Genomic DNA, 16,494 nt, shown 5'->3' on the forward strand with positions numbered 1-16,494 from the left:
CACTTCTGGTCAACCCCTGCGGGTGCCACGCGTCAGCCGGTATGCCAGACCAGTGACAACAGAACGGAATCATGAGCGAGGAGAAGAAGACCGAAGGCCTGCGGCTCAGCCAGGTCGTCGCGGGAGCGCTCGCGGCCGCCACGGCCGCCGTCCTCGGGTCCACCTTGGGAGTCGCGGGCACCGTGATCGGCGCGGCCGTCGCCAGCGTCATCAGCACCGTCGGCGGCGCGCTGTACCTCAAGTCGCTGGACCGCACCCGCGAAACCCTGGTTTCCCGTGTCGTGTCTCACAAGGGCACGGTGGTGTCGGTGCGTCAACCCGACGACCTCCCCGAAACCGCGCCTGCCACGGACCAACCGGCCGCTGACCACGCAGGCGCCCCAGGGGACTCCGACGACCCGGCCACCACCGACCAAGCCGTCCCTGAACCTGCCGAACACCGGCGGGTCGTCGCGCTGGTCGCGGGCGGGGTGCTCGTCTTCGTCCTGGGCATGGCGGTCGTCACCGGCCTCGAATGGGTCCGCGGCGAACCGCTGTCCGGCGACGGCCAGGGCACCACCGTCGGCGCCCTGGTCAACCGCCCCGCTCGGCAGCAGCCCTCCCCGGCCCCGCCGACCACCACGGTCACGGTCACCCCGCCCACTGCGTCGACTCAGCCCGCGACCCCGCCCGCGTCGACCACGCCTGAGTCCCCAGCCCCGACCACCACCGACTCGGCGTCCCCGACGACGACAACCACCACGACCAGCGCCCCGCCCCCGGCCACGGTCAGCACGACGCCGCAACTCTCGGTCACGCCGACCCCCGCCGAGCCGCGGCCCACGGGGTGACTGAGACCGGCTCAGCCGCGCAGCGCGGCCGACAGGGCCTCCGCCGCCGCCTTCGGGTCCTCGGCCTCGGTGATGGCCCGCACGACGACCACCCGGCTCGCCCCGGCCGCGAGCACCCGCGGCAGCCGCTCGGCGTCGATGCCGCCGATGGCGAACCACGGCCGTCCCGGCGCGCTGTCCGCGGTCGCCCGCACCAGGTCCAGGCCCGGCGCGGCGCGGCCCGGCTTGGTCGGCGTCGGCCAGCACGGGCCGGTGCAGAAGTAGTCCACGCCCGGCTCGCCCGCCGCCGCCGAGGCTTGGGCGCGGTCGTGGGTCGAGCGGCCGATGACCACGTCGTCGCCCAGGACGCGGCGGGCCAGTGGCACCGGCAGGTCGTCCTGGCCCAGGTGCAGCACGTCCGCGCCAGCGGCCAAGGCCACGTCCGCGCGGTCGTTCACCGACAGCAGCGCGCCGTGCGCCGCGCAGACCTCGGCGAGCGCCGCCAGCGCCCGCAGTTCCGGCCCGGCTTCCAGGCGCTTGTCCCGAAGCTGCACGATGTCGACCCCGCCCGCGAGCGCGGCGTCGGCGAACTCCGCCAAGTCGCCCCGGTCGGCGCGCGCGTCGGTGCACAGGTAGAGCCGCGCGTCGGCGAGCCTGCGCCTGATCTGGTCCCCGTCGAGTCCTGGCATGGAGGTGACGCTAGCGCCTGCGCTACGGTGGAAGCCGGTCGCACGGGAGTCCGGGCCACGGGCTGAGAGGGAGCTGGAAGCGCTCCGACCGTCGAACCTGATCCGGGTCATGCCGGCGCAGGGAGCGTGATGATGTGGTGACAGAAGTGGCGGACGGGCGCGTCGCCGTCGTGGGCGGCGGCGTCATCGGCCTGTCCGTGGCGTGGTGGCTCGCCGAGGCGGGCCACGAGGTGGTCTTGGTCGACCCGGCCCCGGCGAGCGGCGCGTCCTGGGTTGCTGGCGGCATGTTGGCCCCGGTCACCGAGTCCTGGCCGGGGGAGGACGACGTGCTGGCCCTGGGGCGGGCGTCGCTGGCCCAGTGGCCCGCGTTCGCCGCCCGGCTGGCCGGGGTCGGCGGCGATCCCCGGCTGCGCCACGACGGCACCCTGGCCGTGGCGGTGGACTCCGCGGACGCGGGCGCGCTGGACGTCCTCGCCGCCTACCTGCGCGAACACGGCCAAGATGCCGCCCGCCTCACCGGCCGTGAGCTGCGCGCGCTGGAACCCGGCCTCGGCCCCGGTGTCCGAAGTGGACTGTCGGTGCCCGGCGACCTGGCCGTCGACACCCGAGACCTGCTGCGCGCGCTGATCGCCGCCGCCGAGAAAGCAGGCGTGCGGTTCGTCACAGCCAAAGCCGTTGCCGTGCGGACCGGAGCCGTGGAACTCGAAGGGTCCACTGTGGACTGCTCGGTCGCGGTCATCGCCGCGGGAGCGTGGAGCGCCGCCCTGCACCCCGCCCTGGCCCGGCTGGTCCGCCCGGTGAAGGGCGAGATCCTGCGCCTGCGCGCCCGCCCGTCCGCGCTTGCGCCGCCCACCAGGACGATCCGCGCCCTGGTCGAGTCCCGCCCGGTCTACCTGGTCCCCCGCGAAGGCGGCGAACTGGTCCTCGGCGCCACCCAGCACGATGTCGGCTTCGACACCGAGGTCACCGCGGGCGGCGTGCGCGACCTGCTGGCCGACGCCACCCGCGTCCTGCCCGGCATCGCCGAGTACGCCCTGACCGAGACCGCGGCGGGCCTGCGCGCGGGCAGCCTCGACAACCTGCCGCTGATCGGCCCCGTCGCCCCCGGGGTCGTCGCGGCCACCGCCCACCACCGCAACGGCCTGCTGCTGGCCCCCGTCACCGCCGCCGCCGTCCTGTCCCTGCTGCGCGGCGAGCCCCTGCCCGCGCACGTCCGCGCCGCCGACCCCGCCCGCTTCCACCGCCATTCCCCGACGAGCCAGGAGGTGCCGCGATGATGATCGAGGTCAACGGCGAGCAGCACGAGGTCGCCGAGGGAGCCACCGTCGCCGACGTGCTCGCCGCGCTCACCCTGCCCGCGTCCGGGATCGCGGTGGCCCTCGACGGCGAAGTCGTGCCCCGCGCCGAACACGCCGAAACGCCGGTGCCAGCCGGGGCGGCGCTGGAAGTGCTCACCGCGGTCCAGGGAGGCTGACACATGGACGACCCACTGGTCATCGCCGACCGGGAGTACACTTCCCGGCTCATCACCGGCACCGGCGGCGCGGCGAACCTCGCCGTCCTCGAACGCGCGCTGGTGGCCTCCGGCACCGAGTTGACCACCGTGTCCCTGCGCCGCGTCGACACCCAGGGCGGCTCCGGCGTCCTGGACATCCTGCGGCGCCTGGGAATCGACCCGCTGCCCAACACCGCGGGCTGCCGCACCGCCGCGGAGGCCGTCCTCACGGCGCGGCTGGCCCGCGAGGCGCTGGGCACCAACTGGATCAAGCTGGAGGTGATCGCCGACGACCGCACCCTGCTCCCGGACCCGGTCGAACTCCTCGACGCCGCCACCACCCTCGTCGCGGACGGTTTCGTGGTGCTGCCCTACACCAACGACGACCCCGTCCTGGCCCTGCGCCTGGAGGAAGCGGGCTGCGCCGCGGTCATGCCGCTCGGCTCGCCGATCGGCACCGGCCTGGGCATCCGCAACCCGCACAACATCGAACTGATCGTCGCCCGCGCGGGCGTCCCGGTGATCCTCGACGCGGGCATCGGCACCGCGTCGGACGCCGCCCTGGCCATGGAACTGGGCTGCGCCGCAGTCCTGCTGGCCACCGCCGTCACCCGCGCGACCGACCCGGAGAAAATGGCCACCGCCATGCGCGCCGCGGTGGTCGCGGGCCGCCTCGCCCGTTCCGCGGGCCGGATTCCGCAGCGTTTCTGGGCGCAGGCCTCCAGCCCGCCCCGCTGACTCCGCCGCCCCCCTGAGCTTTCCCCGCCCGCCAATCGCGGCGCGGCGTCGCGTGCCTCGGTGGTGGGGAGTGCCTCGCCCGCTCCGCCGACCCGGAGCCTTCCGGCGCGGTCGCGCCGCCCCGCTGGGCTCGGCGACCAGGTTCGCCCGGTGCCCGAGCACGGCCACGGCGGGCCGGATCTCGTCCTCGGCGACGGTCACGGTGCCGTCCACGAACGCCCGCTGCCTGCGGCCTCGCGCGTTCCGCGGGCCGGATTCCGCTGAGCGTGGAGCCCTCCCCGTCGCACTGCCCTGCCATCCCGGCACAATGAGGTATGACGACCTCGGCCACCGAGCCCGCCGTCGGCGACGTCCCCGCCCGCCTGTACCTCGCGATCGGGCGCCTGTCCCGGTCGCTGCGCCGCTCCGGGAGTCCCGGCCTCGGCCACGGTTCCATCTCCGCCCTGTCCACCCTGGTGGGCTGCGGCGAACTGCGCCTGGGCGACCTCGCCGCCAAGGAGGGCGTGGCCGCCCCCACCATGTCCCGCATCGTCGCCAGCCTCGTCGAATCCGGCTACGTCCGCCGCGAACCCGACCCGGCGGACCGCAGGGCCTGGCTGGTCATGGCCACCGACGACGGCACCCGCATGGTCTCCGGCGTCCGCTCCACCCGCGTCCAGGAACTCGGCCGCCGCCTCGACAGCCTCTCCCCAGCCGACCGCGCCCTCCTGGTCGAGGCCATCCCGGTCCTCGAAGCCCTCCTCGCCGAGGAGCCAAAGCCCAGGGAACCAGCCACCCGCTCCTAGCGTCCGCTTATACCGACGAAGCCACTCACGCGCACTGGATCATCCACATACCCCGAAGTCGTCCACAGATTTCGCGCACCCCTTCCCCCGCCCCCAAGCGCCGATAGACTGGAGCGGGGCAGCCCCCCGGGAAGGGTGGGGGCATGTCGCCTGCGCGCGCGAGAGTGTTTCCGCAGGTCGCGTCAGGTTTTGGGAGTGAGGAACGTGGCGGCATCGGGCAGGCGCCACAGCGGGGACACCGGGCCAACGCCCTGGCCGAGCGGGTAGGCGGCGCGCACCGACTCGATGATGAACGCCTTGCCCGCGCGCACGGCGCTCACCATGTCGTTGCCTTTGGCCAGTGCCGCGGTGATCGAGGACGCCAGGGTGTCCCCGCTGCCGTGGGTGTGCCGCACGTCGAACCGGGGGCCGACGAACTCGGTGAACTCCTGTCCGTCGTAAAGGAGGTCGAGGCACTGCGGGTCGTCCCACAGGTGGCCGCCCTTCACCAGCACCCACCGCGGCCCGTACTCGGCGAGGGCCTTCGCCGCGTCGCGCTGGTCGGCGTGCGAGCGCACCTCGATCCCGGTCAGCAGGCGCACTTCGTCCAGGTTCGGGGTGATCAGGGTCGCGCGGGGGAACAGTTCGCCGCGCAGGGCGTCGAGGGCGTCGTCGCGCAGCAGCGGGTCCCCGTGCATCGACGCGGACACGGGGTCGACCACCAGCGGGACCCCAGACTGTCCTATGTGGACTCGATCGCAGGCGCGGGCGACCGCGGAGATGATCTCCGCGGTCGCCAGCATCCCGGTTTTCGCCGCCTGCACGCCGATGTCGGTGGCCACGGCCTCGATCTGGGCGGCCACAACCTCCGGCGGGATGGTGTGCACCCCGGTGACGCCCACCGAGTTCTGCACCGTCACCGCCGTGACCGCGGTCATCCCGTGCACCCCGCAGGCGAAGAACGCCCGCAGGTCGGCCTGGATTCCCGCGCCGCCGCCGGAGTCGGACCCGGCGATGGTCAGCGTGCGAGGCGGCGTGCTCACCGTTCGACCACCGGGAGGTAGACCTGGTTCCCGTTGCCCGCGAACTCTTCCGACATCTCGGCCATGCCAGCCTCGATGGCCTCCACTGAGGACAGTCCGCGTTCCTCGGCGTACTTGCGCACGTCCTGAGTGATCTTCATCGAGCAGAACTTCGGCCCGCACATCGAGCAGAAGTGCGCCGTCTTCGCCGGTTCCGCCGGCAGTGTCTCGTCGTGGTACGAGCGGGCGGTGTCCGGGTCGAGGGCGAGGTTGAACTGGTCGGTCCAGCGGAACTCGAAGCGCGCCTTGGACAGCGCGTCGTCGCGCTCCTGGGCGCGCGGGTGGCCCTTGGCGAGGTCGGCGGAATGCGCGGCGATCTTGTAGGTGATCACGCCCACCTTGACGTCGTCGCGGTTGGGCAGCCCCAGGTGCTCCTTGGGGGTGACGTAGCAGAGCATCGCGGTGCCCAGCCAGCCGATCTGCGCCGCCCCGATCGCCGAGGTGATGTGGTCGTAGCCGGGCGCGATGTCCGTCGCGAGTGGACCGAGGGTGTAGAACGGGGCCTCGCCGCAGAGTTCCTCTTCGAGCCGGACGTTCTCGGCGATCTTGTGCATCGGCACGTGCCCGGGGCCCTCGATCATCACCTGCACGTCGTGCTCGCGGGCGATGTGCGTCAACTCGCCCAGCGTCCGAAGCTCGGCGAACTGCGCCTCGTCGTTGGCGTCGGCGATGGAGCCGGGGCGCAGGCCGTCGCCGAGGGAGAAGGTGACGTCGTAGGCGCGCAGGATCTCGCACAGCTCGGCGAAGTTGGTGTACAGGAAGCTTTCCTTGTGGTGCGCGAGACACCACGCCGCCATGATCGACCCACCCCGCGAGACGATGCCGGTGACCCGCTTCGCCGTCAGCGGCACGTAGCGCAGCAGCACGCCCGCGTGCACGGTCATGTAGTCGACGCCCTGCTCGCACTGCTCGATCACGGTGTCCCGGTAGACCTCCCAGGACAGCTTGGCCGGGTCCCCGTCGACCTTCTCCAGCGCCTGGTAGATCGGCACCGTGCCGACCGGGACGGGCGAGTTGCGCATGATCCACTCACGGGTCTCGTGGATGCGCTTGCCGGTGGAGAGGTCCATGATGGTGTCCGCGCCCCACCGGGTCGCCCACACCATCTTGTCCACCTCGTCCTCAATGGACGATGACACCGCCGAGTTGCCGATGTTCGCGTTGATCTTGACGTGGAACTTCTTGCCGATGATCGCTGGCTCGACCTCGGGGTGGCACCGGTTGACCGGGATCACCGCCCGCCCGATCGCGACCTCCGAGCGCACGAACTCCGGGTCCACGCCCTCCCGCGCGGCGCAGAACCGCATCTCCTTGGTGATGATCCCGGCCTTGGCGTAGGCCAACTGGGTCACCGCGCCGTTCACGGGCTCACGTTCGGTGATCCAGCTCTCGCGGAGCCGGGGAAGTCCGGAATGGACGTCGATCACCGCGTTGTCGTCGGTGTACGGTCCCGAGGTGTCGTAGAGGTCCAGGTGCTCCCCATTGGTCAGCTCGACCCGTCGGACGGGGATGCGCAGACCGTCCCCCACATCCTGGTATTCCTTGCGGGAACCGGAAATCGGCCCCGTGGTCACCGTAGGCCGCACGGAACGGTCGTCAAGAGCGGTCACGAAATATCCTCCCTACGCCGGCATTACCCGGTCAGGTTCATCCGGTCGGCGGCACCGGGTCCGGAAAATGGACACCAGCCGCCCTCTCAGCCCGCCAAGGCGCGAGCTCCCGCGATCGGTTTTCAGTTGTCCAGCCGACCATAGCCGGCGGCGGCGAGACTGCCAAGTGAGCACTATGGTTCCCACCATGGCGCAGCCGTATCCGCCAGGAGGCAGGCTCCCGGCCAGACCCGACGCGGCCAAACCGTGCCCGGCGTGCGGTGACCTGGTCGGCCGCGGCTATCCGACCTGCGTGACCTGCGCCGATCGCGTCGACACCTACTGGCGGGCGGACTGGGCGGCGCTGCTGGAGGGCGAGGGCGTCACCGAGGGCGCCCCAGAGGAACGCGAACTGGCGACTCTGGTCTTGGCCGATGACCTCGGCGCCCACCCGTGGACCTGCCTGGACTGGGCGATGCGCCTGGTGACCTGCCCGCTCTGCCGCACCGAACTGGGCACCGGCAACCCCGGCTGCATGAGCTGCGCCAACGCCGACCAGAACCGCTGGGCCTGGGACCACGCCGCCGTCCCCAAGACCATGACCCGCAACGAACACGCCCTCCGCCTGGCCGTGGCCACTCTGCGCGCGGCCCGCCACCGGAGGAAAAGCGTCGTGGCTTTCTGGCACTTGTCGTTACCGTTCGTGCTGGCCGGAGCCACCCCCACCGCCCGCCAGGCCAGACGCATCCGCACCCACCTACTGGCCAACCGCCACGAAGACCTGGCCGAGGCGGACAGCCTCACGGCCATGGCCATCCTCCCCGACCTCCCCTGGCGCACCCCCACGCCCTGACTCCCGAGCGCCTGACTTTCCACTGGCTAACTTCCCACTGCCTAACTTTCCCACTGCCTAACTTTCCAACTGCGCGCCTGATCCCCAACCCGATCAACACGGCCCCGGACACCCGCTCCAACCGCACGCGCACGCTGGTGTGGCGGCACTCTCCCTGACCTGCGGTGTCACCCACCAAACAGCGGATTCACTCCGCGAACGGATCGCCGATCTCCGCGGGGTTCCAGGACAGCCCAGGGACGCCCCACTTGTTGGCCTTGAGCATCCGCTTGGCGTCCCGCTGGTTCCGCCCCACCAGGCGGTTCAGGTAAAGGAAGCCGTCCAAGTGGTCCGTCTCGTGCTGGAGGCAGCGGGCGAAGAAGCCGGTGCCCTCGACCTCGATCGCCGCGCCTTCCAGGTCCTGCCCGGTGACCTTCGCCCAGCTGGCGCGGCCCGTCGGAAAGCTCTCACCCGGGACCGACAAGCAGCCTTCGTGGTCGTCATCCGGGTCCGGCATCCCCTCGGGGATCTCCGAGGTGGTCAGGATCGGGTTCACCACCACCCCGCGGTGCCGAACGCCCTCGTCATCCGGGCAGTCGTAGACGAAGACCCGCTGGTCGACACCGATCTGGTTGGCCGCGAGGCCGACACCGTTCGCGGCGGCCATGGTCTCGAACATGTCGGTGACCAGGGCGCGCAGTTCGTCGTCGAAGCGCTCGATCGGTTTCGTCGGGTGGTGCAGGACGGGGTCGCCGACGATGCGGATCGGGTGAACTGTCATAGGGGCAGGGTAGAGATTGTGTACCCCGGACGCGCCGTGGCCATGACGATCACCAGAAGCGGTGACGTGGTGTAATGGCGCGGGAGAAGCACACCTGTGTGATTCTGTCGTAGGAGCACGGATCCAACCCGTGAGGCGAGGAGCCAGATGGACGCCGCTGAGTTGCCCTCTCGGCCTGACAAGCCGACCTCCCGTGGCCCGGCGCACGCCGCGCGGCCAGGTAGTGGGCTCAGTGAGCGGGAGCGGGCGATGCTCGCTTTCGAGCGGCAGTGGTGGAAGTACGCGGGGTCCAAGGAACAGGCCATCCGCGAGCTGTTCGAGATGTCCAGCACCCGCTACTACCAGGTGCTCAACGAACTCATCGAGAAAACCGAGGCCATGGAGGCCGACCCGATGCTGGTCAAACGGCTGCGCCGGTTGCGTGCCACCAGGCAGCGCGCCCGCTCGGCCCGGCGGCTGGGAATGGACCCGCGATGACCACCGATCCCTCGGGACCCGCCCGCCCCGGCCGGGTTGTCGGCTTGGCGCTGCTCGGCGTGGCCGCGGCCGCGACTGTCGCCGGAGTGGTGACCCTGATCAGCGATGACGGCGACGTCGTGGGACTCCCCACGGACGCACCCTCCGTCACCGCCACCGCCGCGCCGCCGCCCAGCGGCGACCTCACGAGCATCCCCGCGCCGCCACCGGAGACCAGTTCGCCGCAGGCGAGCGCCGAGCCGCCGCAGGCGCCGCCGCCGTCGCAGCCCACCACGACAGCGCCCCCGGCGGCGAGTTCCGCGCCCGCCCAGTCGTCGGCCCCGGCCCAGCCGGGCGCGGGCGGACCAGGTCAGGGTCAGTCCGGCCCAGGCGGCGGACCGACCACCAGGGACCAGCCGGTCCGCGTCTACAACAACAGCACCATAAAAGGCCTCGCCGCCACCGCGGGCCAGGACATGGCCGCCCGGGGCTGGCAGATCGCCGAGACCGGCAACTACGCGGGCGGCAAGATCCCCACCACGACGGTCTACTACGAGCCGGGCGCCCCCGGGCAGGAAGCCGCCGCGCGGCAGTTGGCCACCGAGTTCGGTATGCGGGTCGAGGAGCGCTTCGAGGGCATCAAGCACTCCAGCCCCGGCCTGATCGTCATCGTCACCAACGACTACAAGGGGCCCGTGGGCAAGCAGTAGCCGCAGCACCGGCCGCGCTGAGTGGCGACCGGTCGGCCTGCTGGCGGGCACGCCAAGGACCGGCAGCGACAGCGCGGAACCACCGGCGGCTGCCAGATGACGCGCTGTCACCGCCGCCGGAGCGCTCGACCGAGGTCAAGCCGCCCGCGGGCCAAGGAAGCAGTCCGCGACGCCACTGACAAAGCAGGCGACGCGTGCCCCGAAACCGGCAGGCGCAGTTGCCGTGCCCCGATACCGGCACCGCCGCGATGCCGCCGTCACGAGCACGGGCGGTTCCAGTCCTCCCTGCTCGACGCCGTCGGCGGCGCCCCGCACCGGTCGGGAGGGCTACCGGTCGGAAGGGCTGGAGCCCGCCCGGCGGGGAGACAGGGCAGCACGACTTCGGCCCCGTGCGCGCTTGACTGCCCGACACCCCCAGTGGTCGCCTCGTCGGTGCCCGGTGCCCGGTGCCCGGTGCCCGGTGCCCGGTGCCCGGTGCCCGGTGCCCGGTGCCCGGTGCCCGGTGCCCGGTGCCCGGTGCCCGGTGCCCGGTGCCGGTGCCGGTGCCGGTGCCCGGTGGGGCCTGCGCCAACGACCTGTGCCCGGTTGACGCTGGTCCCGTGCCCGTGCCCGTGCCCGTGCCCGTGCCCGTGCCCGTGCCCGTGCCCGTGCCCGGTGGCGGTGTGGCGGGTGCGGGTGGCGGTTGGCGGGTGGGCGCTCTGGGGGTTGTGGCCAGTTGCGTGGGTCAGGGTTGGCGGGAGTGGGCATAGGCCTCCAGGGTGGCTAGTTGGGCTGGGTCGAGGGAGGGGCGGACGTTGTGGCGGGCGGCTTCGAGGTGGGCGGCGGTGACTTCGGCGGCGGCTAGGGACTCGCGCATGGCGGTCAGGGCGGCTTCGCGGATCAGGGCGGCGCAGTCGGCGGCGGAGTAGCCGTCCAGGGAGTGGGCGTAGGTGTCCAGGTCGACGTCGGGGGACAGGGGGGTGTTGCGGGCGGTGGCGCGGAGGATGGCGGCGCGGGCCTCGGCGTCCGGGGGTGGGACGTAGATCAGGCGTTCCAGGCGGCCGGGGCGGAGTAGGGCCGGGTCCACCAGTTCGGGGCGGTTCGTCGCGCCCACGACGATGACGTCGCGGAGGGGTTCGACGCCGTCCAGTTCGGTGAGGAGGGCGGCGACGACGCGGTCGGCGACGCCGGAGTCGGATGACTGGCCTCTGCGTGGCGCCAGCGCGTCGATCTCGTCCAGGAACACCAAGGCTGGAGCGGCTTCGCTTGCCCGGCGGAACAGTTCGCGGACGGCGCGTTCGGACTCGCCGACCCACTTGTCCATCAGTTCGGCGCCCTTGACCGACAGCACGTTGAGTTGGCCGCTGCCCGCCAACGCGCGTACCAGGAACGTCTTACCGCCACCGGGTGGCCCGTAGAGCAGGACCCCGCGCGGCGGCGCCACCCCGAGCCGGGCGAACGAGTCCGGGTAGCGCAGCGGCCACAGCACCGCCTCGGTGAGTGCCTGCTTGGTCTCGGCCATGTCGCCCACGTCGTCAAGGTGGATGTCGCCGGTCCGCAGGGTGTCCGATGTGGACATCGACGTCGGCCGCACGGTCGCCAGCGCGTCGAACAGGTCCGCGGCAGTGATCTTGGGGTCGTCGGCGTCGCCGTGGCGCAGGGCGGCGCGGATGGCGGACTCGCGGCGCAGCGCGATGAGATCGGCCGCGACGAACCCCGGGGTTCGCTCGGCCAGCGCGCCGAAGTCCACACCGGACTCCACCGGCAGGTCGCGGAACAGCACCCGCAGCAACTCCGTGCGGGTCTTGCCGTCGGGAAGCGGCAGCCGCAGTTCCCGGTCGACCAGGTCGACGCCCCGCAGGCGCGGGTCCACCGCCTCCGGGTGCGCGGTGGTCACGACCAGCGCCACCCGGGGAACGGCGATCGCGGCCCGCAGGGTGTCGAGCACGACCGTCGCCACCGGCGGCGGCGACGTCGCGGGCAGCAACGCGTCCACGTCATCGATCAACAGCACCGCCGCGCGTCCCGCCGCCGAATGCGCGCGCACGGCATCCACCGCGGCGTTGACCCGGCCCGCCGCCGCGTTGGCCTCCAACACCGCCACCGTCGGCCCCACCAGGTCGACCACCGCCGCGTCCACCGAGTGCGCCACGGACCGCACAACGCTGGCCTTGCCCACACCCTCCGGCCCGCTGATCAGCACGCCGAGCCGGGGCGCCGCGCCGAGCCGTTCGAGCAGTTCGGGCCGGGTGAACGCCAACTCGAACCACTCGCCCAGTGTCCGCGCCGCATCTTGGGCGCCCACCAGGTCGGCGATCGGCGCGGGCAGCGGCGCCTCCTCGTCCACGACGACCGAGGTCGCCGCCACCGGCCCCGGCGAGGACTGGACCACCGGCGACCCGCCCACCGGGACCGCCGCGCGCTCGCCCGTGCGCGCGCCGTCCCGCCATCCGACCACAGTGGACGGGTGGACCGTGACCGCGCCCGGCGGGTCCACCGCGGTCACGGTCAGCAGTTCGTTGGTCCACGTCATCCCGATGGCCCTGGACAGCTTCCCGCGCACCGTCGACACATCCGACCCCGGCGGCGGCGCCAAATCCTGTGGCAGCAGCGAGACCGCGTCGCCGACCGTCAGCACCTTCCCGATCAACGCCGACCGCACCGTCTCCGGCGGCAGCGACGCGCTGGCCAGCCGCGACCCCGCCACCGTCACCGACCGCGCCGCCGCGACCTCCACCGGGGCGACGACCACTTCGGACCCCTCGGTCACCCCGAGGTTCGACATGGTCACGTCGTCGAGCAGCACCACGCCGGTCGGCCCGGCCTGGTCGCCGGCGGCGGCCAGCGCGGCGCTGACCCGCGCGCCGGTCAGCCGCACGGCGTCCCATTGCCGCAGTCCCAGGGCGTCGAGGACTTCGGGGTGCAGCCGGACCACCCCGCGCCGGGTGTCGATGGCGGACGGGGTCAGTCGGGCGGTCAACGTGATCTGTGCGTTCACCTCACCGAGATTAGAGGCTCAGCGAGGATCGGGTCGGAAGTTATCCACAGGCTCCGGCGAGTCAGTTGTCGCCTCGGTTGTCGGCCTGGTTGCGCCGCAGTCCCGTGCGCCGCCAGTTGCGCCTGCGCAGCCCGGCGGGCCGGGGGTCGGCGGGCAGCGTGATCGGCTCGGCCGCCTCCACGGTGCGCGCGGGCCGACGCACGGCCCACCCGGCGACACCGCGCAGCGGCGGCCGCAGGCCCAGCCTGCCCCGGGACCCGTGCGCCCGCCGGATCGCCCTGCGCTCCCTCGGCGGCACGTCCCAGGCCTCCGGGTGGTTCGCCAGCCAGTGCTTGCGCCGCACCGCGTACGGGATGTGCGCCAGATACGCGACCAGCGCCACGGAAAGCGCGATCATCGGGTAGGTGATGACCGCCGCCGCCAGCAGCGCGACGCCGACGAGCAGCGGGGCGACCGCGCGCGCGGGCACCCGGAACGTCTTCACCGACAGCGTCGGGATGCGGCTGATCAGCAGGGCGGCGATCGCGACCGTCCACAGCATCACGACCGGCTTGGACTGCCACCACTGGCCGTGGTCGCCGTACTCGATGGACAGGATCATCGGCAGCAACGCCAAGAGCCCGCCCGCGGGCGCGGGGACGCCGACGAAGAACTCCTTGGTGTAGACGGGTTGCTCCACGTCGTCCAAGAGCGTGTTGAACCGCGCGAGCCGCAGGATCATGCAGACCGCGAAGATCAGCGCGACCACCCAGCCGACCCGGTCCCCGCCGAAGCGCCATGTGTAGAGCACCAGGGCGGGCGCGACGCCGAAGGAGATGGCGTCGGCCAGCGAGTCCAGCTCGGCGCCCATCTTGCTGGTCGCGTCCAAGAGGCGGGCGATACGCCCGTCCAAGCTGTCCAGCACCGCTGCTACCGCGATCGAGGCAATCGCCGCGGCTGGCTGGCCTCTTAGCGTGAACTGGACCGCGGACAGACCGGCGCACATCGCCAAAACCGTGATCGCGTTAGGCAGCAGCCGGACAGCCGGCGCGGTCGACGCCATCGGTCAGCTCCCCGCGGGCAGTTCGGCCAGGACGGTCTCGCCGCCGATTGTCCGCTGGCCGGGCTCGACCAGGACGCGGCTGCCGACCGGCACGTACAGGTCCACCCGGGACCCGAACCGGATCAGGCCGTAGGTCGCGCCTGCGGCCACCTTGTCGCCCTCGGTGACCTGACAGACGATCCTCCGCGCCACCAGGCCCGCGATCTGCACGACGGCGAGGTCGTGGCCGTCGTCGGTGCGCAGGCGCAGGCTGTTGCGCTCGTTGACCTCGCTGGCCTCGTCCAGGTCGGCGGAGAGGAACTGCCCGGCCTTGTGCACCGCGCGCACGATCTGGCCCGGGGCCGGGATGCGCTGCACGTGGACGTCGAACACCGACAGGAAAGCGCTGATCCGCAGCATCGGCTGGTCGCCCATGCCGAGCTCCGCGGGCGGGACGGCCTCGATGACGTGCGAGACCGTGCCGTCGGCCGGGGCGACGGCGATCCCGGGCCGCTGCGGGGTGACCCGCTTGGGCTCGCGGAAGAACCAGGCCAGCCAGGCGGTGAGCACGGCGCTGGCCACGCCCGCGCGGCGGGAGGCCCGGCGCACGGCCAGGGTGGCCCCGATGGCGCCGAGGACGAACGGACGTCCGCCGGGGTGGATCGGCGGGATGATGCTCTTGGTCAGCTCGACGGCGTGCTGGAGCGCGCCGGACTTCGGGGCGGCGGTCATCAGGTGGGTGGTTCCTCGCGTGTCGACCGGATTTCCGCACACGCTACGCCAGCCGCGCCAAGCTCCGGGAAGGCAGCCACCACCTGGACGAACGCGGGGCACCCGGGCAGCGTGTGCGCCCCCCGACGCGGCGCACACGCCGCTCGGATGCCCCGTCACCGGAGCGACGTCAAGTGTACGCGCGCAATGTCTTGTGGATCAATGGCCGGTTACCGTGGGCTGGTTAGCGCGGATTTCCGGTCCGTCCCTGAGCGAGGCGCAAGAGGCCGAGCAGGACGATCGCGCCCAGCGCCGCGACGCCGAGGCTCTGGAAGTCGAACTCGAAAGTCATCTCCTCGCCGGTCAGCAGCCGGTAGAGCAGACCACCGAGCGCGGCGCCGACCACGCCTACCAGCACGCTGACCAGACAGCCCTGCCGTTGGCGGTTGCGCCCGCCGATCACCAGGTTGGCCGCCCAGCCCGCGATCGCGCCGAACACGATCCACGCGAAGAAACCCATGCGCTCAGCCTACGGCTCAGTCGAGCAGGATCAGGTCGACCTCGGCGCCTGCCAGGATCTCGACGACCCCCTCCGGGATCTCGATGAGACAGTTGGACGCGGCGAACGAGGCCAGCAGGTGCGAGCCAGGCCCGCCGACCGGCACGACCTCGACCATGCCCTCGTCGTGGCGGCCGCGCCGGTACTGCACGCGGTTCGCGGGGGAGGTCATCGTCGCCGCGGCCTTCGCGCGGGCGCGCGGGCGGTCGACCACCGGGTGACCCAGCGCGCCGAGCAACGCGGGCCGCACGAACAACTCGAACGACAGCGCCGCGCTTACCGGGTTGCCGGGAAGCGTCACTACCGGCAGCCCGTCCATCCGCCCCAGGCCCTGCGGCCCGCCCGGCTGCATGGCGACTCGGACGAAGTCGACGCCGTGCCCGGTCAGTGCGTCCTTGACCACCTCGTACGCCCCCGCGCTCACCCCGCCGGAGGTGACCAGCAGGTCCGCGTCGGCGGCGTGCTCGGCGATCGCGGCCCGGAACCGCTCGACGTCGTCTGGGACAAACCGCAGCACGGTCGCCTCGCCGCCGATCTCTTCGACCGCCGCGGCCAAGAGCACGCTGTTGGACTCGTAGATGTGCCCGGGGGGAAGCGGTTCGCCCGGCGCGACCAGTTCCGATCCGGTGGACAGCACCAGCACCCGCGGCGGCCTGCGCACCGGCAGATCGCCGACCCCGACAGCCGCGGCCAGACCAAGCTGCGGTGGGTGCAACACCGTGCCCGCCGGGAGCACGACAGTGCCCTCGGCGACGTCTTCGCCCAGACGACGAATGTGCAGACCCTGTCTAACGGCCGCGTCTATACGGACGTTTTCCGTGCCGCCGTCAGTCAGCTCGACTTGCACTATCGCGTCCGCGCCCGGCGGCAGCGGCGCGCCCGTCATGATCCGGTGCGCCGTCCCGGGCGCCAGCGGCCGCACGTCCACCCGGCCCGCCGGGATGTCGTCGGCGACGGGCAGCGTCACCGGGTGTTCCGCGCTCGCCGCGGCCACGTCCGCGGCCCGGACCGCGTAACCGTCCATCGCGGAGTTGTCGAACGGCGGCAAGGAAACCCCCGCCGTCACGTCTTCGGCCAAGACCAGTCCGAGACACCGCGCCAACGGCCGCGACACCACCGGCAGCGGCGGCACCAGCGCCGCTACCTCGGCCCGGTACTCCTGCGCGGTGAAGATCCGCTTCGCGAGGTTCGCCACGCGGACATCCTGCCCTGTCCGGCCACCAACCGACCGCGGGCCGTGCCAGACTTCCGTCGCACCAGGCGGGCGGGGTCGGGCCGCTC

17 protein-coding genes and 1 riboswitch are annotated in these 16,494 nt (G+C 72.5%); of the genes, 8 read left to right on the forward strand and 9 right to left on the reverse strand.

Annotated elements, in window-relative coordinates:
* Positions 1–71: 71 nt before the first annotated feature.
* The gene (locus BLS56_RS18875) at positions 72–830 is read left to right on the forward strand and encodes a hypothetical protein (protein ID WP_091452642.1); all 759 of its coding nucleotides are present in this window, start codon (positions 72–74) and stop codon (positions 828–830) included.
* An 11-nt stretch (positions 831–841) separates the two neighbouring features.
* Here the strand turns inward: BLS56_RS18875 and thiE are convergent, their stop codons facing one another.
* On the reverse strand, positions 842–1,498 hold the full coding sequence (gene thiE, locus BLS56_RS18880) for a thiamine phosphate synthase (protein WP_091452644.1): 657 nt from the start codon (positions 1,496–1,498) through the stop codon (positions 842–844).
* A gap of 32 nt (positions 1,499–1,530) precedes the next feature.
* Positions 1,531–1,639, forward strand: a riboswitch (TPP riboswitch).
* A gap of 5 nt (positions 1,640–1,644) precedes the next feature.
* Between thiE and thiO the strand changes: the two genes are divergently transcribed.
* The 4 genes from thiO (at position 1,645) to BLS56_RS18900 (ending at position 4,516) form a co-directional block, all read left to right on the forward strand.
* Entirely contained in the window at positions 1,645–2,775 is a 1,131-nt protein-coding gene (thiO, locus tag BLS56_RS18885) for a glycine oxidase ThiO (protein WP_091452646.1), read from the forward strand.
* Positions 2,772–2,972: a sulfur carrier protein ThiS gene (gene thiS, locus BLS56_RS18890; protein WP_091452648.1), complete on the forward strand. Its 201-nt coding sequence runs from the start codon at positions 2,772–2,774 to the stop codon at positions 2,970–2,972. Before thiO ends, thiS begins: the two co-directional genes overlap by 4 nt.
* Positions 2,973–2,975: 3 nt before the next feature.
* Positions 2,976–3,731, forward strand: a complete 756-nt coding sequence (gene thiG / locus BLS56_RS18895; protein WP_091452651.1) for a thiazole synthase — start codon at positions 2,976–2,978, stop codon at positions 3,729–3,731.
* A gap of 314 nt (positions 3,732–4,045) precedes the next feature.
* Entirely contained in the window at positions 4,046–4,516 is a 471-nt protein-coding gene (locus BLS56_RS18900) for a MarR family winged helix-turn-helix transcriptional regulator (protein ID WP_091452652.1), read from the forward strand.
* 182 nt (positions 4,517–4,698) lie between these two features.
* Here the strand turns inward: BLS56_RS18900 and thiD are convergent, their stop codons facing one another.
* Positions 4,699–5,538 carry a bifunctional hydroxymethylpyrimidine kinase/phosphomethylpyrimidine kinase gene (gene thiD / locus BLS56_RS18905; RefSeq protein WP_091452655.1) on the reverse strand — a complete coding sequence of 280 codons (840 nt, stop codon included), beginning with the start codon at positions 5,536–5,538 and terminating at the stop codon, positions 4,699–4,701.
* Complete coding sequence (gene thiC / locus BLS56_RS18910) at positions 5,535–7,187, reverse strand: phosphomethylpyrimidine synthase ThiC (protein WP_091453128.1); 1,653 nt, start codon at positions 7,185–7,187, stop codon at positions 5,535–5,537. The genes thiD and thiC overlap by 4 nt, the downstream gene beginning before the upstream one ends.
* Positions 7,188–7,374: 187 nt before the next feature.
* On the opposite strand from thiC, the gene BLS56_RS18915 reads away from it, so the two are divergent.
* Positions 7,375–8,019, forward strand: coding sequence for a hypothetical protein (locus tag BLS56_RS18915; protein ID WP_091453133.1), 645 nt, complete (start codon positions 7,375–7,377; stop codon positions 8,017–8,019).
* 187 nt (positions 8,020–8,206) lie between these two features.
* On the opposite strand, the gene BLS56_RS18920 is transcribed toward BLS56_RS18915, so the two are convergent.
* Positions 8,207–8,779: a peptide deformylase gene (locus BLS56_RS18920; protein ID WP_091452658.1), complete on the reverse strand. Its 573-nt coding sequence runs from the start codon at positions 8,777–8,779 to the stop codon at positions 8,207–8,209.
* A 147-nt stretch (positions 8,780–8,926) separates the two neighbouring features.
* Here BLS56_RS18920 and BLS56_RS18925 point away from each other — a divergent pair, with 147 nt between their 5' ends.
* Positions 8,927–9,256 (forward strand): DUF3263 domain-containing protein, encoded by a 330-nt coding sequence (locus BLS56_RS18925; RefSeq protein WP_091452660.1) that lies wholly within the window; start codon positions 8,927–8,929, stop codon positions 9,254–9,256.
* Positions 9,253–9,945, forward strand: a complete 693-nt coding sequence (locus BLS56_RS18930; protein ID WP_091452663.1) for a LytR C-terminal domain-containing protein — start codon at positions 9,253–9,255, stop codon at positions 9,943–9,945. The genes BLS56_RS18925 and BLS56_RS18930 overlap by 4 nt, the downstream gene beginning before the upstream one ends.
* Before the next feature lie 724 nt (positions 9,946–10,669).
* Here BLS56_RS18930 and BLS56_RS18935 read toward each other — a convergent pair.
* The 5 genes from BLS56_RS18935 to moeA form a co-directional block, all read right to left on the reverse strand.
* Positions 10,670–12,922, reverse strand: a complete 2,253-nt coding sequence (locus tag BLS56_RS18935; protein WP_091452666.1) for an AAA family ATPase — start codon at positions 12,920–12,922, stop codon at positions 10,670–10,672.
* 61 nt (positions 12,923–12,983) lie between these two features.
* On the reverse strand, positions 12,984–13,964 hold the full coding sequence (gene pssA / locus BLS56_RS18940; RefSeq protein ID WP_091452667.1) for a CDP-diacylglycerol--serine O-phosphatidyltransferase: 981 nt from the start codon (positions 13,962–13,964) through the stop codon (positions 12,984–12,986).
* Positions 13,965–13,967: 3 nt separating this feature from the next.
* The gene (locus tag BLS56_RS18945) at positions 13,968–14,675 is read right to left on the reverse strand and encodes a phosphatidylserine decarboxylase (protein WP_091452670.1); all 708 of its coding nucleotides are present in this window, start codon (positions 14,673–14,675) and stop codon (positions 13,968–13,970) included.
* Between the two features lie 223 nt (positions 14,676–14,898).
* Positions 14,899–15,174, reverse strand: coding sequence for a GlsB/YeaQ/YmgE family stress response membrane protein (locus BLS56_RS18950; RefSeq protein WP_091452672.1), 276 nt, complete (start codon positions 15,172–15,174; stop codon positions 14,899–14,901).
* Positions 15,175–15,190: 16 nt separating this feature from the next.
* Complete coding sequence (gene moeA, locus BLS56_RS18955; protein WP_091453136.1) at positions 15,191–16,387, reverse strand: molybdopterin molybdotransferase MoeA; 1,197 nt, start codon at positions 16,385–16,387, stop codon at positions 15,191–15,193.
* Between the last annotated feature and the right edge of the window lie 107 nt (positions 16,388–16,494).

The organism is Actinokineospora iranica (assembly GCF_900101685.1).
In the GTDB taxonomy this organism is placed as follows: Bacteria; Actinomycetota; Actinomycetes; order Mycobacteriales; family Pseudonocardiaceae; genus Actinokineospora; species Actinokineospora iranica.